10 protein-coding genes are annotated in these 15,057 nt (G+C 59.9%); 8 read left to right on the top strand and 2 right to left on the bottom strand.

The window, feature by feature from the left end:
• The first annotated feature begins 6 nt into the window (after positions 1 to 6).
• The 8 genes from GRPL_RS13420 to yegS all read left to right on the top strand — a co-directional run bounded on the left by GRPL_RS13420 (position 7) and on the right by yegS (position 13,816).
• The gene (locus tag GRPL_RS13420) at positions 7 to 1,257 is read left to right on the top strand and encodes an MdtA/MuxA family multidrug efflux RND transporter periplasmic adaptor subunit (RefSeq protein WP_032686755.1); all 1,251 of its coding nucleotides are present in this window, start codon (positions 7 to 9) and stop codon (positions 1,255 to 1,257) included.
• Positions 1,257 to 4,379 carry an MdtB/MuxB family multidrug efflux RND transporter permease subunit gene (locus GRPL_RS13425; RefSeq protein ID WP_032695409.1) on the top strand — a complete coding sequence of 1,041 codons (3,123 nt, stop codon included), beginning with the start codon at positions 1,257 to 1,259 and terminating at the stop codon, positions 4,377 to 4,379. Before GRPL_RS13420 ends, GRPL_RS13425 begins: the two co-directional genes overlap by 1 nt.
• Complete coding sequence (gene mdtC, locus GRPL_RS13430) at positions 4,380 to 7,457, top strand: multidrug efflux RND transporter permease subunit MdtC (protein WP_032699159.1); 3,078 nt, start codon at positions 4,380 to 4,382, stop codon at positions 7,455 to 7,457.
• Between the two features lies 1 nt (position 7,458).
• Entirely contained in the window at positions 7,459 to 8,874 is a 1,416-nt protein-coding gene (locus GRPL_RS13435) for an MFS transporter (protein ID WP_004864631.1), read from the top strand.
• On the top strand, positions 8,871 to 10,388 hold the full coding sequence (baeS, locus tag GRPL_RS13440) for an envelope stress sensor histidine kinase BaeS (RefSeq protein WP_004864633.1): 1,518 nt from the start codon (positions 8,871 to 8,873) through the stop codon (positions 10,386 to 10,388). Before GRPL_RS13435 ends, baeS begins: the two co-directional genes overlap by 4 nt.
• The gene (baeR, locus tag GRPL_RS13445; protein WP_004864635.1) at positions 10,385 to 11,107 is read left to right on the top strand and encodes an envelope stress response regulator BaeR; all 723 of its coding nucleotides are present in this window, start codon (positions 10,385 to 10,387) and stop codon (positions 11,105 to 11,107) included. The genes baeS and baeR overlap by 4 nt, the downstream gene beginning before the upstream one ends.
• Before the next feature lie 171 nt (positions 11,108 to 11,278).
• Positions 11,279 to 12,640 (top strand): prephenate-dependent tRNA uridine(34) hydroxylase TrhP, encoded by a 1,362-nt coding sequence (gene trhP / locus GRPL_RS13450; RefSeq protein WP_032686771.1) that lies wholly within the window; start codon positions 11,279 to 11,281, stop codon positions 12,638 to 12,640.
• A 282-nt stretch (positions 12,641 to 12,922) separates the two neighbouring features.
• A complete protein-coding gene (gene yegS / locus GRPL_RS13455) occupies positions 12,923 to 13,816 on the top strand; it encodes a lipid kinase YegS (RefSeq protein WP_004864639.1) in 894 nt (297 codons plus the stop codon).
• An 83-nt stretch (positions 13,817 to 13,899) separates the two neighbouring features.
• On the opposite strand, the gene GRPL_RS13460 is transcribed toward yegS, so the two are convergent.
• Positions 13,900 to 14,562: an HAD family hydrolase gene (locus tag GRPL_RS13460; RefSeq protein WP_032699157.1), complete on the bottom strand. Its 663-nt coding sequence runs from the start codon at positions 14,560 to 14,562 to the stop codon at positions 13,900 to 13,902.
• A gap of 52 nt (positions 14,563 to 14,614) precedes the next feature.
• Positions 14,615 to 15,057 (bottom strand): MFS transporter (locus tag GRPL_RS13465; RefSeq protein ID WP_032699156.1); only part of this gene is annotated, 443 nt, incomplete at its 5' end.

Genomic DNA, 15,057 nt, shown 5'->3' with positions numbered 1-15,057 from the left:
AAATTAATGAAAGGCAGTCATACACTCCGTTGGGGCATCGCGCTGGCGGTCATCGTCATTGCCGGTGCCGGGTACTGGTTCTGGCAGAGTCGTGAAGCGACAAATGCGGCGCCTGCTGCAGCGAATGGCTCACAGCCGCAGGCGCCAGGCGGCGCTCGTCACGGTCGCTTCGGCGCGGCCCTGGCGCCGGTTCAGGCGGCGACGGCCACCAGCGAATCGGTGCCTCGCTATCTCAGCGGCCTCGGTACGGTGACGGCAGCCAATACGGTGACCGTGCGCAGCCGAGTGGATGGCCAGCTGTTAGCTATCCACTTCCAGGAAGGTCAACAGGTCAAAGCGGGCGATCTGCTCGCCGAAATCGACCCCAGCCAGTTTAAAGTCGCGCTGGCGCAGGCCCAGGGCCAGTTGGCGAAAGATAAAGCCACGCTCGCTAACGCCCGACGCGATCTCGCCCGCTATCAACAGCTGGTGAAGAGCAATCTTGTTTCCCGCCAGGAGCTGGATACCCAGCAGTCGCTGGTCAGCGAAACGGAAGGCACCATCAAAGCCGACGAGGCCGCCGTGGCCAGCGCCCAACTGCAGCTGAACTGGAGCCGCATCACCGCGCCGATTGACGGCCGCGTTGGCTTAAAACAGGTGGATATCGGCAATCAGATTTCAAGCAGCGATACCACTGGCATCGTGGTGTTAACCCAAACCCACCCGATCGATTTGGTCTTCACGCTGCCGGAAAATGACATCGCCACCGTTGTCCAGGCGCAGAAGGCCGGGAAAACGCTGCAGGTTGAGGCCTGGGACCGGACCAACAAACAAAAAATCAGCGAAGGGTCGCTGCTGAGTCTGGATAACCAGATTGACGCCACCACCGGGACCATCAAACTGAAAGCGCGCTTTAACAACCAGGACGATGCCCTGTTCCCGAATCAGTTCGTGAACGCCCGTATGCTGGTAGACACGCAACAGAACGCCATCGTCATCCCGACTGCCGCACTGCAAATGGGCAATGAAGGCCACTTCGTCTGGGTGCTGAACGATGAGAATAAAGTCAGCAAGCACACCGTCACGCCGGGTATTCAGGACAGCCTGAAGGTGGTGATTACCGCCGGGTTGTCGGCAGGTGACCGGGTGGTCACTGACGGTATCGATCGTCTGACCGAAGGGGCGAAAGTGGAAGTGGTGGACCCGCACAACGCGCCGGCCGCCGCAGCGGAGAAGGCCACCAGCCGTGAATACGGCCACCAGGGAGCGCGCTCCTGATGCAGGTATTACCCCCAGGCAGTACGGGCGGCCCTTCCCGACTGTTTATTCTGCGCCCGGTCGCCACCACGCTGCTGATGGTGGCGATTATGCTGGCGGGGATCATCGGCTATCGATTCCTGCCGGTTTCCGCCCTGCCGGAAGTGGACTATCCGACCATTCAGGTGGTCACCCTCTATCCCGGCGCCAGCCCGGACGTCGTCACCTCGGCGATTACCGCCCCGCTGGAACGCCAGTTTGGCCAGATGTCCGGCCTGAAGCAGATGTCGTCGCAAAGCTCCGGCGGCGCCTCGGTGGTCACGCTCCAGTTCCAGCTGACCCTGCCGCTGGACGTGGCCGAACAGGAGGTCCAGGCCGCGATCAACGCCGCCACCAACCTGCTGCCGTCCGACCTGCCGAACCCGCCGGTGTACAGTAAAGTTAACCCGGCCGATCCGCCAATCATGACCCTCGCGGTCACCTCGTCCGCCATTCCGATGACCCAGGTGGAAGATATGGTGGAGACCCGCGTGGCGCAGAAAATTTCCCAGGTCTCCGGCGTCGGGCTGGTAACCCTCGCGGGCGGTCAACGCCCGGCGGTGCGGGTGAAGCTCAATGCCGAGGCGATTGCCGCCCTCGGGCTGACCAGCGAAACCATTCGCACCGCCATCACCAGCGCCAACGTCAACTCGGCGAAAGGCAGCCTTGACGGCCCTTCTCGCGCCGTGACCCTCTCCGCTAACGACCAGATGCAGTCGGCGGAAGATTATCGCCGCCTGATCATCGCCTACCAGAACGGCGCGCCGATTCGTCTCGGCGATGTCGCCACCATTGAGCAAGGGGCGGAAAACAGCTGGCTCGGCGCATGGGCAAACAACCAGCAGGCGATCGTCATGAACGTCCAACGCCAGCCGGGAGCGAACATCATCGCCACCGCCGATAGCGTGCGTCAGATGCTGCCGCAGCTGACGGAAAGTCTGCCGAAATCGGTCAAGGTGCAGGTACTTTCCGACCGCACCACCAACATCCGCGCGTCGGTGAGCGATACCCAGTTTGAGCTGATGCTGGCAATTGCGCTGGTGGTGATGATCATCTACCTGTTCCTGCGCAACGTACCGGCGACCATTATCCCGGGCGTCGCCGTGCCGCTGTCGCTGGTGGGCACTTTCGCGGTGATGGTGTTCCTCGACTTCTCGATCAACAACCTGACGCTGATGGCGCTCACCATCGCCACCGGCTTCGTCGTCGATGACGCCATCGTGGTGATCGAAAACATCTCGCGCTATATCGAAAAGGGCGAAAAGCCGCTCGCCGCCGCGCTAAAGGGCGCCGGAGAAATCGGCTTTACCATCATCTCGTTGACCTTCTCGCTGATTGCGGTACTGATCCCGCTACTGTTTATGGGCGATATCGTCGGCCGGCTGTTCCGCGAGTTCGCCATTACCCTGGCGGTGGCGATATTGATTTCCGCCGTCGTCTCGCTGACGCTGACGCCAATGATGTGCGCGCGCATGCTCAGCCACGAGTCGCTGCGTAAGCAAAACCGCTTCTCGCGAGCCAGCGAGCGCTTCTTCGAGCGGGTCATCGCCGCCTATGGTCGGATGCTCAGCCGGGTGCTGAATCACCCGTGGCTGACCCTGAGCGTGGCCTTAGGCACGCTGGTGCTGTCCATTATGCTGTGGGTCTTCATTCCGAAAGGCTTCTTCCCGATTCAGGACAATGGCATTATTCAGGGGACATTACAGGCTCCGCAGTCCGCTTCGTTTGCGAATATGGCGCAGCGCCAGGAGCAGGTTTCCGCGGCGATCCTCAAAGACCCGGCCGTTGAGAGTCTGACCTCCTACGTCGGAGTGGACGGCACCAACCCGGCGCTGAACAGCGCCCGCCTGCAGATTAACCTCAAACCGCTGGATGAACGCGATGACCGCGTGCAGACCGTGATTAGTCGCCTGCAGAAATCGGTGGACGGGATTCCCGGCGTCGAGCTCTACCTACAGCCGACCCAGGATCTGACTATCGATACCACCGTCAGCCGGACCCAGTATCAGTTCACCTTACAGGCGAACTCGCTGGATGCCCTCAGTAACTGGGTGCCGCAGCTGCTGACGCGTCTCCAGGCGCTTCCGCAGCTCTCCGACGTCAGCAGCGACTGGCAGGATAAGGGCCTCGCCGCCTATATCAAAGTCGATCGCGACAGCGCCAGCCGTCTCGGCATCAGCATGGCCGATGTCGATAATGCGCTGTATAACGCCTTCGGCCAGCGGCTGATCTCGACCATCTACACTCAGGCCAATCAGTATCGCGTGGTGCTGGAGCATGACACCCGGGCGACGCCGGGGCTGGCGGCGCTGGACAACATTCGCCTGACCAGCAGCGGGGGCGGCATCGTGCCGCTGAAATCCATCGCCAGCGTCGAGCAGCGCTTCGCGCCGCTGTCGATTAACCATCTCGATCAGTTCCCGGTGACCACCATTTCGTTCAACGTCCCGGATAACTACTCGCTGGGCGATGCGGTCGACGCTATCCTCACCGCCGAACAGGCGCTGGATTTGCCGACCGATATCCGCACCCAGTTCCAGGGCAGCACCCTCGCCTTCCAGTCGGCGCTCGGCAACACCGTCTGGCTGGTGGTAGCGGCGGTGGTGGCGATGTATATCGTGCTCGGCGTACTGTATGAAAGCTTTATCCACCCGATTACCATTCTGTCGACCTTACCGACCGCCGGCGTCGGCGCGCTGCTGGCGCTGTGGCTGGCGGGCAGCGAGCTGGACGTTATCGCCATTATCGGGATTATCCTGCTGATTGGTATCGTCAAGAAGAACGCCATCATGATGATTGACTTTGCGCTGGCCGCTGAACGCGAACAGGGCATGCCGCCACGTGAGGCGATTTATCAGGCCTGTCTGCTGCGTTTTCGCCCGATTCTGATGACCACGCTCGCCGCTCTGCTCGGCGCGCTGCCGCTGATGCTGAGCACCGGCGTCGGCGCCGAGCTGCGCCGTCCTCTGGGTATCGGGATGGTGGGCGGTCTGATGTTAAGCCAGGTGCTGACGCTGTTCACCACCCCGGTTATCTATCTGCTCTTCGACCGCCTGTCGCTGTATATCAAGAGCCGCTTCCCACGGCATGAGGAGGAGGCGTAAATGAAGTTTTTCGCCCTCTTCATTTACCGCCCGGTGGCGACGATTCTGATTTCGCTCGCCATCACCCTGTGCGGGGTACTCGGTTTCCGTCTGCTGCCGGTCGCCCCGCTGCCGCAGGTGGATTTCCCGGTGATCATGATCAGCGCCTCGCTACCCGGCGCATCGCCGGAAACCATGGCCTCGTCGGTGGCCACGCCGCTTGAACGCTCGCTCGGCCGGATCGCCGGGGTGTCGGAAATGACCTCCACCAGTTCGCTGGGCAGCACGCGCATTATTATGGAGTTCAATTTCGACCGCGATATCAACGGCGCCGCCCGCGATGTACAGGCGGCGATCAACGCCGCGCAAAGCCTGCTGCCGAGCGGCATGCCAAGTCGCCCGACCTATCGCAAGGCCAACCCTTCCGATGCGCCGATTATGATCCTCACGCTCACCTCGGATACCTACTCCCAGGGCGAGCTGTACGATTTTGCCTCGACTCAACTGGCGCAAACCATCGCCCAAATTGACGGCGTCGGCGACGTCGACGTGGGCGGCAGCTCGCTGCCCGCGGTGCGCGTCGACCTCAACCCGCAGGCGCTGTTTAACCAGGGCGTGTCGCTGGACGCCGTGCGCACCGCTATCGATAACGCCAACGTCCGCAAGCCGCAGGGGGCGCTGGAGGATCACAGCTCGCGCTGGCAGGTACAAACTAACGATGAGCTCAAAACCGCCGCGGAATACCAGCCGCTGATCGTGCACTACAACAACGGCGCGGCGGTGCGTCTTGGCGACGTCGCACAGATCAGCGATTCGGTGCAGGATGTGCGCAACGCCGGGATGACCAACGCAAAGCCAGCCATTTTGCTGATGATCCGCAAGCTGCCGGAAGCCAATATCATCCAGACGGTCGACAGCATTCGCGCCCGCCTGCCGGAGCTGCAAAAAACCATTCCGGCGGCTATCGACCTGCAAATCGCCCAGGACCGCTCGCCGACCATCCGCGCCTCGCTGGAGGAAGTCGAGCAGACGCTGGTGATCTCGGTGGCGCTGGTGATCCTCGTGGTGTTCCTGTTTCTGCGCTCCGGGCGGGCGACGCTGATCCCGGCGGTGGCCGTTCCGGTCTCGCTGATTGGCACCTTTGCGGCGATGTATCTCTGCGATTTCAGCCTCAACAACCTGTCGCTGATGGCCCTGACCATCGCCACCGGTTTCGTGGTCGACGATGCTATCGTGGTGCTGGAGAATATCTCCCGTCATCTTGAGGCCGGAATGAAGCCGCTGCAGGCGGCGCTGCAGGGGAGCCGTGAAGTCGGTTTCACCGTGCTGTCGATGAGTCTCTCGCTGGTGGCGGTCTTTTTACCGCTGCTGCTGATGGGCGGCCTGCCGGGGCGGTTGTTACGCGAATTCGCCGTCACCCTGTCGGTAGCGATCGGCATCTCGCTGGCGGTCTCCCTTACCCTGACGCCGATGATGTGCGGCTGGCTGCTGAAGAGCGGTAAACCTTCTGAACCCACGCGCAACCGCGGTTTCGGCCGCCTGCTGGTCGCCGTGCAGGGCGGCTACGGTAAATCGCTGAAGTGGGTGCTCAAACATAGCCGCATCACCGGTCTGGTGCTGCTGGGGACCATGGCGCTCAGCGTCTGGCTCTATATCTCGATTCCAAAAACCTTCTTCCCGGAGCAGGATACCGGCGTGCTGATGGGCGGCATTCAGGCTGACCAGAGCATCTCTTTCCAGGCGATGCGCGGCAAACTGCAGGACTTTATGCAAATCATCCGCGAAGATCCGGCGGTAGATAACGTCACCGGCTTTACCGGCGGCTCACGGGTGAACAGCGGGATGATGTTTATCACCCTCAAACCTCGCGACCAGCGGCATGAAACGGCGCAGCAGATTATTGACCGGCTGCGTAAAAAACTGGCGAAAGAACCAGGCGCCAACCTGTTCTTAATGGCGGTGCAGGATATCCGCGTCGGCGGCCGCCAGGCCAACGCCAGCTATCAGTACAGCCTGCTGTCAGACGATCTTTCGGCGCTGCGCGAATGGGAACCGAAGATTCGTAAAGCGCTGGCCGCGCTGCCGGAGCTGGCGGACGTCAACTCTGACCAACAGGATAACGGCGCCGAAATGGATCTCATCTACGACCGCGATACCATGTCGCGCCTCGGGATCAGCGTTCAGGATGCCAACAATCTGCTGAATAACGCCTTCGGTCAGCGGCAGATCTCGACGATTTACCAGCCGCTGAACCAGTATAAAGTGGTGATGGAGGTCGATCCGGTGTATACCCAGGACGTCAGCGCGCTGGATAAAATGTTTGTGATCAACAGTGAAGGTAAGCCGATCCCCCTCGCCTATTTCGCCCGATGGCAGCCGGCTAACGCGCCGCTGTCGGTCAACCACCAGGGGCTGTCGGCGGCGTCGACGATCTCCTTTAACCTGCCGACCGGTAAATCGCTGTCGGAAGCCAGCGATGCCATCAACCGCGCGATGACGCAGCTTGGAGTGCCTTCCAGCGTCCGGGGCTCCTATGCCGGTACCGCGCAGGTCTTCCAGCAGACCATGAATTCGCAGGTTATTTTGATTCTGGCCGCCATTGCGACGGTCTATATCGTGCTGGGGATCCTCTACGAAAGCTATGTGCATCCGTTAACGATTCTCTCCACCCTCCCCTCGGCAGGGGTGGGGGCACTGCTGGCGCTGGAGCTCTTTGGCGCGCCGTTTAGCCTGATTGCGCTGATCGGCATCATGCTATTAATTGGGATAGTGAAGAAAAACGCCATCATGATGGTCGACTTTGCCCTCGAGGCGCAGCGCAACGGCAATCTGCCGCCGGAAGAGGCGATCTTCCAGGCCTGCCTGCTGCGTTTCCGCCCGATAATGATGACCACCTTAGCGGCGCTGTTTGGCGCGCTGCCGCTGGTGCTCTCGGGCGGCGACGGCTCGGAACTGCGTCAGCCGCTGGGGATCACCATTGTCGGCGGGCTGGTGATGAGTCAGCTGTTAACCCTCTACACGACGCCGGTGGTCTATCTGTTCTTTGACCGTCTGCGGTTGCGTTTTTCGCGAAAACTCAGCCAACCGGTAAGCGAATAATATGACAGAACTGCCCTCCAGCGTCCGCTGGCAATTATGGATAGTGGCTTTCGGCTTCTTTATGCAGTCGCTGGACACCACTATCGTTAATACCGCCCTCCCCTCGATGGCTAAAAGCCTTGGGGAGAGCCCCCTGCACATGCATATGGTTATCGTCTCCTACGTCCTGACGGTGGCGATTATGCTGCCCGCCAGCGGCTGGCTGGCGGACCGGGTGGGGGTACGCAATATCTTCTTTAGCGCCATCATTCTGTTTACGCTCGGGTCGCTGTTTTGTGCCCAGGCGGCAACCCTCGATCAGTTGGTGCTGGCCCGCGTACTGCAAGGCGTCGGCGGCGCCATGATGGTGCCTGTCGGTCGCCTGACGGTGATGAAAATCGTTCCGCGCGCCCAGTATATGGCGGCGATGACCTTTGTGACGCTCCCCGGCCAGGTCGGCCCGCTGCTTGGTCCGGCACTCGGCGGCCTGCTGGTGGAATACGCCTCCTGGCACTGGATTTTCTTAATCAATATTCCGGTGGGCATTATCGGCGCCATCGCCACCTTGTGGCTGATGCCGAACTACACGCTGCAGACCCGGCGCTTCGATATGTTTGGCTTTATCCTGCTGGCGCTGGGGATGGCGACCTTAACCCTCGCGCTCGACGGTAAAAAAGGGCTGGGGATATCCCCGCTGCTGCTGAGCGCGCTGGTGGTCATTGGCGTGGCCTCGATTCTGCTCTATTTATGGTACGCCCGGGGCAACGACAACGCCCTGTTCAGCCTGAACCTGTTTCGCAACCGCACCTTCTCTCTCGGGCTCGGCGGCAGCTTTGCCGGACGCATCGGCAGCGGTATGTTGCCCTTTATGACGCCGGTATTCCTGCAAATTGGCCTTGGCTTTACGCCGTTTCACGCCGGGATGATGATGATTCCGATGGTGCTTGGCAGTATGGGTATGAAACGTATCGTGGTGCAGGTAGTGAACCGCTTTGGCTACCGCCGCGTCTTAATGGTGGCGACCGTGGGCCTCGCGCTGGTTAGCCTGCTGTTTATGGCCGTCGCCCTGGCGGGCTGGTACTGGCTGCTGCCGGTGGTGCTGTTTGTGCAGGGGATGATCAACTCCAGCCGCTTTTCATCAATGAATACCCTGACGCTGAAAGATTTGCCGGATGATCTCGCCAGCAGCGGCAACAGCATGCTGTCGATGGTCATGCAGCTGTCGATGAGTATTGGCGTGACCCTCGCCGGGATGCTGCTCGGCCTGTTCGGTCAACAGCATATCAGCGCCGATGCCGCCGCCACCCATCAGGTCTTTCTCTATACCTACCTGAGCATGGCGGTGATTATCGCGCTGCCGGCATGCCTTTTTTCCCGCGTTCCGGATGATACTGCCAGCAATACCGCTATCGCCCGACATAACAGGAGTGAACCGTGAAGCTATGGCGTCCCGGTATTACCGGCAAGCTGTTCCTGGCTATTTTGGCCACCTGCATCGTGCTGCTCATCAGCATGCACTGGGCGGTGCGCATCAGTTTTGAACGCGGATTTATCGATTATATCAAGCGCGGAAATGAACAGCGGCTGACGATGCTGGGCGATGCGCTGAGCGAGCAGTATGCCCTGCACGGCAACTGGAAATTTCTGCGCAATAACGATCGGTTTATTTTCCAGCTGTTAAAGTCGTTCGATCGCGATAACGACGATCGCTTCCCCGGCGGGCGCAAAACAAACGCCGGCGGCATGCCTGACGGCCGTCTGGACCTCGGCCCCCCTGACACCGATGGCCCCCCGCCGGATGGTCCTCCGCCAAACGGTCCACGCGGCCCCGGCCCGGATATGCCCCCGCACGGCTGGCGCACGCTTTTCTGGGTTGTTGATCAGAAAGGACGGGTGCTGGTTGGCCCCCGCGAGCGGGTGCCTGAAGATGGCAGCCGTCGCAACATTGTGGTGAACGGCGTGTCGGTGGGGGCGGTTATCGCGTCACCGGTCGAGCGTCTGACGCGCAACACCGATATTAACTTTGACCGTCAGCAAAAGCGCACCAGCTGGCTGATTGTTGCCCTGTCGACGATCCTTGCGGCGCTGGCCACGTTCCCGCTGGCGCGCGGCCTGCTGGCGCCGGTCAAACGTCTGGTCGAAGGGACCCACCGCCTGGCGGCGGGAGATTTCACCACCCGCGTGGCGGTCAGTAGCAGCGATGAACTCGGCCGCCTGGCGCAGGATTTTAACCAGCTCGCCAGCACCCTGGAGCGCAACCAGCAAATGCGTCGCGACCTGATGGCGGATATTTCGCATGAGCTGCGGACCCCGCTGGCGGTGCTGCGCGGCGAACTGGAAGCGATTCAGGACGGGGTACGTAAATTCACCCCGGATTCCGTCACCTCGCTACAGGCGGAGGTCGCCACCCTGACCAAACTGGTCGACGATCTACACCAGCTATCAATGTCCGACGAAGGCGCATTGGCCTATCAAAAAACCTCCGTGGATATCATTACGCTGCTGGAAGTCGCGGCGGGCGCCTTCCGTGAACGCTTTGCCAGCCGGGGGCTGACCATCGCCGTTTCGCTTCCGGAAAACGCGACGGTATTTGGCGACGGCGATCGCCTGATGCAGCTTTTTAACAACCTGCTGGAAAACAGTCTCCGCTATACCGATAGCGGCGGACGTCTGCTGATCAGCGCCAGCCAGACTGGCCGTCGCATCATCCTTGATTTTGCCGACAGCGGTCCGGGCGTCAGCGACCAACAGCTGGAGCGGCTGTGCGAGCGCTTTTATCGAGCCGAAGGTTCGCGCAACCGCGCCAGCGGCGGCTCCGGACTGGGGCTGGCGATTTGTGTCAACATTGTGGCTGCCCACGGCGGCACCTTACGGGCCGACCATTCGCCTTTTGGCGGGGTTAGCATTAAAGTAGAGTTACCTCTGGAACGTGATACACCGAGAGACGTATGAGTGAATTACCTGTTGATGAAAATACCCCACGCATTCTTGTCGTGGAAGATGAACCCAAACTGGGTCAGTTGCTGCTCGACTATCTGTTCGCAGCAGGTTATGCGCCAACGCTGATTAATCACGGCGACAAGGTCCTGCCTTACGTTCGCCAGACCCCGCCGCATTTGATTTTGTTAGATCTGATGCTGCCGGGAACCGATGGCCTGACGCTGTGCCGGGAGATCCGTCGCTTTTCCGACGTTCCGGTGGTGATGGTGACGGCGAAAATTGAGGAAATCGATCGGCTGCTTGGACTGGAGATCGGCGCCGACGACTATATCTGCAAGCCCTACAGCCCGCGCGAAGTTGTCGCCAGGGTGAAAACGATCCTCCGCCGCTGCCGACCGCGGCGGGATCTGCTGGCGCTGGATGCGGAAAGCCCGCTGATTGTCGATGAGGGCCGTTTTCAGGCCTCATGGCGCGATAAGCTGCTGGATCTGACCCCTGCCGAATTTCGTCTGCTGAAAACGCTGTCTCAGGAGCCGGGCAAGGTTTTCTCCCGCGAGCAGCTGCTCAATCACCTGTATGATGACTATCGGGTGGTGACCGACAGAACGATCGACAGCCATATCAAAAACCTGCGGCGTAAGCTGGAGTCGCTGGACGCCGAGCAGTCCTTTATCCGCGCCGTCTACGGCGTTGGCTACCGCTGGGAGGCCGACGCCTGTCGTCTGGCGTAAGCCCCCTTCTCGTTTCACAAGGGCAGATTGGGGTAAGGGGAAAGGTTTACTCTCCTTACCCACAGCGCTACAATGCCCGCCCTTAATGTGTGGGCACTGTTCATAACGGTGCTTCCCCAAGTCGCCGCATCAGGTGTGGCGAATCTGACCTGTCATCAGAACGAGAACATCATGTTTAAACCGGAACTCCTTTCCCCGGCGGGAACGCTGAAAAATATGCGTTACGCCTTCGCTTATGGCGCAGACGCCGTTTATGCTGGCCAGCCGCGTTACTCTCTGCGCGTGCGCAACAACGAATTCAACCATGAAAACCTGCAGCAGGGCATTAATGAAGCTCATCAGCTGGGGAAAAAATTCTACGTGGTCGTCAACATTGCGCCGCACAACGCCAAGCTGAAAACCTTCATTCGCGATCTGAAGCCGGTGGTGGATATGGGGCCGGATGCACTGATTATGTCCGATCCGGGTTTAATCATGCTGGTACGGGAAAACTTCCCCGATATGCAGATTCATCTGTCGGTACAGGCCAACGCCGTCAACTGGGCGACCGTTAAATTCTGGCAGCAGATGGGGCTGAGCCGGGTCATTCTTTCCCGCGAACTGTCGCTGGATGAAATCGGCGAAATCCGCAGCCAGGTCCCGGAGATGGAGCTTGAGATTTTCGTCCACGGCGCCCTGTGCATGGCCTATTCCGGCCGCTGCCTGCTCTCGGGATATATCAACAAACGCGACCCGAACCAGGGCACCTGCACCAACGCCTGCCGCTGGGAATATAACGTCCAGGAAGGCAAAGAAGATGATGTCGGCAATATCGTCCACCAGCATCAGCCGATTCCGGTCAAGACCGTCGAACCGACGCTGGGGATCGGCGCGCCAACCGACCGGGTGTTTATGATTGAAGAGGCCAAACGGCCTGGCGAATACATGACCGCCTTCGAAGATGAACACGGCACCTACATCATGAATTCCAAAGACCTGCGCGCCATTGCGCACGTCGAGCGTCTGACGCAGATGGGCGTGCACTCGCTGAAAATCGAAGGCCGCACCAAATCGTTCTATTACTGCGCGCGCACCGCTCAGGTTTACCGCAAGGCTATCGATGACGCCGCGGCGGGTAAACCGTTTGACGAAAGCCTGCTGGAAACCCTGGAAGGGCTGGCCCACCGCGGCTACACCGAAGGTTTCCTGCGTCGTCATACCCATGACGATTATCAGAACTACGAGTACGGTTATTCCCTCTCCGAGCGCCAGCAGTTTGTCGGTGAATTTACCGGCGAGCGCAACGGCCAGCTGGCCGCCGTGGCGGTGAAGAATAAATTTTCCGTCGGCGACAGCCTTGAGCTGATGACCCCGCAGGGCAACGTTAACTTCACCCTTGAACAGATGGTGAATGCCAAAGGCGAAGCGATGCCGGTCGCCCCTGGCGATGGCTATACAGTATGGTTACCGGTGCCGGAAGAGATGGAACTGCAGTATGCTCTGCTGATGCGCAACTTTACTGGTCAGACGACCAGAAATCCGCATAGTAACTAGTTTATCAGGGTTATTTTTTCAGGATGCACGGATATTAGAAACGGATCACACACCGTTTCGTTTGAAGCGGGTATCATCCATCCTGCTGAAAAACATAACCCATAAATGCTAGCTGTACCAGGAACCACCTCCTTAGCCTGCGTAATCTCCCTTACGCGGGCTTATTTTTTTCACGCCGCTGGGCGTTCCCCCCTTCTCGTCGCCGTCCGCTTTTACAAAATGTCCATCCTCGCCTTCATGGGGTACACTTTCTGCATCTTGTACAAAAAGGAAGCCATAACTATGCCCGTGTTTCCAGCCAGCTTACTGATTCTCAATGGCAAAGGAGCTAACGAGCCGCAGTTGCGCGAAGCAATCGCGCTGTTGCGCGAGGAAGGTGTCGACATCCATGTCCGTGTGACCTGGGAAAAAGGCGATGCCGTCCGTTTTGTCGATGAAGCGCTGCAGCTTAAGGTAGGGACGGTGATTGCCGGCGGCGGCGATGGCACCATCAATGAAGTCGCCACGGCGCTGGTCCAACGTGAGAGCCAGGTGCCGCTCGGTATCCTGCCGCTGGGTACCGCCAATGATTTCGCCACCAGCGTCGGGATCCCGCAAGATCTCGCCAGCGCCCTGAAACTGGCGATCGTCGGCCGCGATATCGCCATCGACGTGGCGCGGGTGAATGACAAAACCGGCTTTATTAATATGGCGACCGGTGGCTTCGGCACGCGGATTACCACCGAAACGCCGGAGAAACTCAAAGCCGCGCTCGGCGGCGTCTCCTATCTGATTCATGGCCTGATGCGTATGGACACCCTGAAACCCGACCGCTGCGAAATCCGCGGCGAAAACTTTAGCTGGTGCGGAAACGCGCTGGTTATTGGTATCGGTAATGGTCGTCAGGCCGGCGGCGGTCAGCAGCTTTGCCCGCAGGCCCTGATTAACGACGGTCTGCTGCATTTGCGGGTTTTTACCGGCGAAGAGCTGCTCCCCGCGCTGTTTACTACCCTGGCGAATCCCGACAACTCCCCTAACCTGGTGGACGGCGTGTCGTCGTGGTTTGAAGTCACCGCGCCGCACGAGATGACCTTTAACCTCGATGGCGAGCCGCTGAGCGGTAAACATTTCCGCATGGAAATTCTTCCTGGCGCCCTGCGCTGCCGCCTGCCGCCGGACTGCGCTCTGCTGAAATAATAGCTGGTGGAAAGTGAGCGCAGAACGAAGAGATTAAAAGACCGTTTACATCTCCAGGGCTTCTGCGCTCACCGATAAGGTCGTTATCCGAGAGCCAGGGCAGGCTCAGCGCGCGTCTGCAGCAGTTCCGGTAACGAGCGATGGCGGGCGACGGCGGCGGCAAAACGCGGATGCTGGCAGTCAGGCGCAATCACGACCGTGGCAATGCCCGCCGCCTGCGCCGCGCAAAAGCCATGAAAACTGTCCTCGATAACCAGACACTCCCCGGCGCTCAGCCCCAGTTTGTCCAGAGTCGAGAGGTAGACCGCCGGGTGCGGTTTGCCCCACGCCTCATCATCGGCGCTGGAAATCACATCAAAACAGGACCGCAGAGAGAGCTTATCGAGTACCGCGGAAATCACCGGGTGAGATGAGGAGGTCGCCAGCGCAATCCGGTAGCCCAGACGACGAAAATGCGCCAATGTCTCGTTGACGCCGCCCATCGCCTCTCCTTTGACGGCAATCAATCCAACGATGCGTTGTAAAATGAGCGCCTCCAGCTGCTGTGGCGCAATCGCCAGCCGGCAGTGCCGACACCACACGCGGGCAATATCGTCCAGTCGTCTACCTTTCGTCAGCGTTTCACACTCCTCCTCGCTGACCGTTGCGCCCCAGCAGGCCAGCGCCTCCCGTTGCGCCTGCCGCCACAGGGCTTCTGAATCAATAATCACGCCATCCATGTCAAAAATTACCGCTTTGATGCTCATCTTTTACCTCAAACCGGGCTGACGGGACTCGCCTGTCAGCCCGGGAACTGTGTCAGGAAAACTCAACGCTTTTGCGGGCAGCCACAGGCTTCAGGGTAAAGCCCGGCTGCTCGACGCGAATAAAGGCGCAGAGGAAAAAGGCCAGCACGTACAGCGCGGTATACGCCACCACCACCCCAATCGTGCTGAAGTACGGCAGCAGCACCACCGCAATCGCCGGCGCCAGGAAGTTGGACAGCCCCGCCGACAGGTTGTAGACCGAGATCGCCGCCCCTTTATGCTGCGGCTCCAGCGCCGGGAAGACCGCCGCCATCGGCACAAACGCCGCCACAAAAATCCCCAGCGCAATCGCCGGCACCAGCGCCATGGCAAAGTTATGCCCGAAGTGCTGCGGGATGTAGTAAAACGCCAGGCTCGACAGCGCCATGCCGATGCAGCCAAACCAGCGCACTACCTTCATCCAGCCCAGTTTCTCGCCGAGGATCCCCCACAGTA

This window comes from Klebsiella planticola ATCC 33531 (assembly GCF_000735435.1).
In the GTDB taxonomy this organism is placed as follows: Bacteria; Pseudomonadota; Gammaproteobacteria; order Enterobacterales; family Enterobacteriaceae; genus Klebsiella; species Klebsiella planticola.
This window is presented reverse-complemented; position numbering and strand designations above follow the sequence as displayed.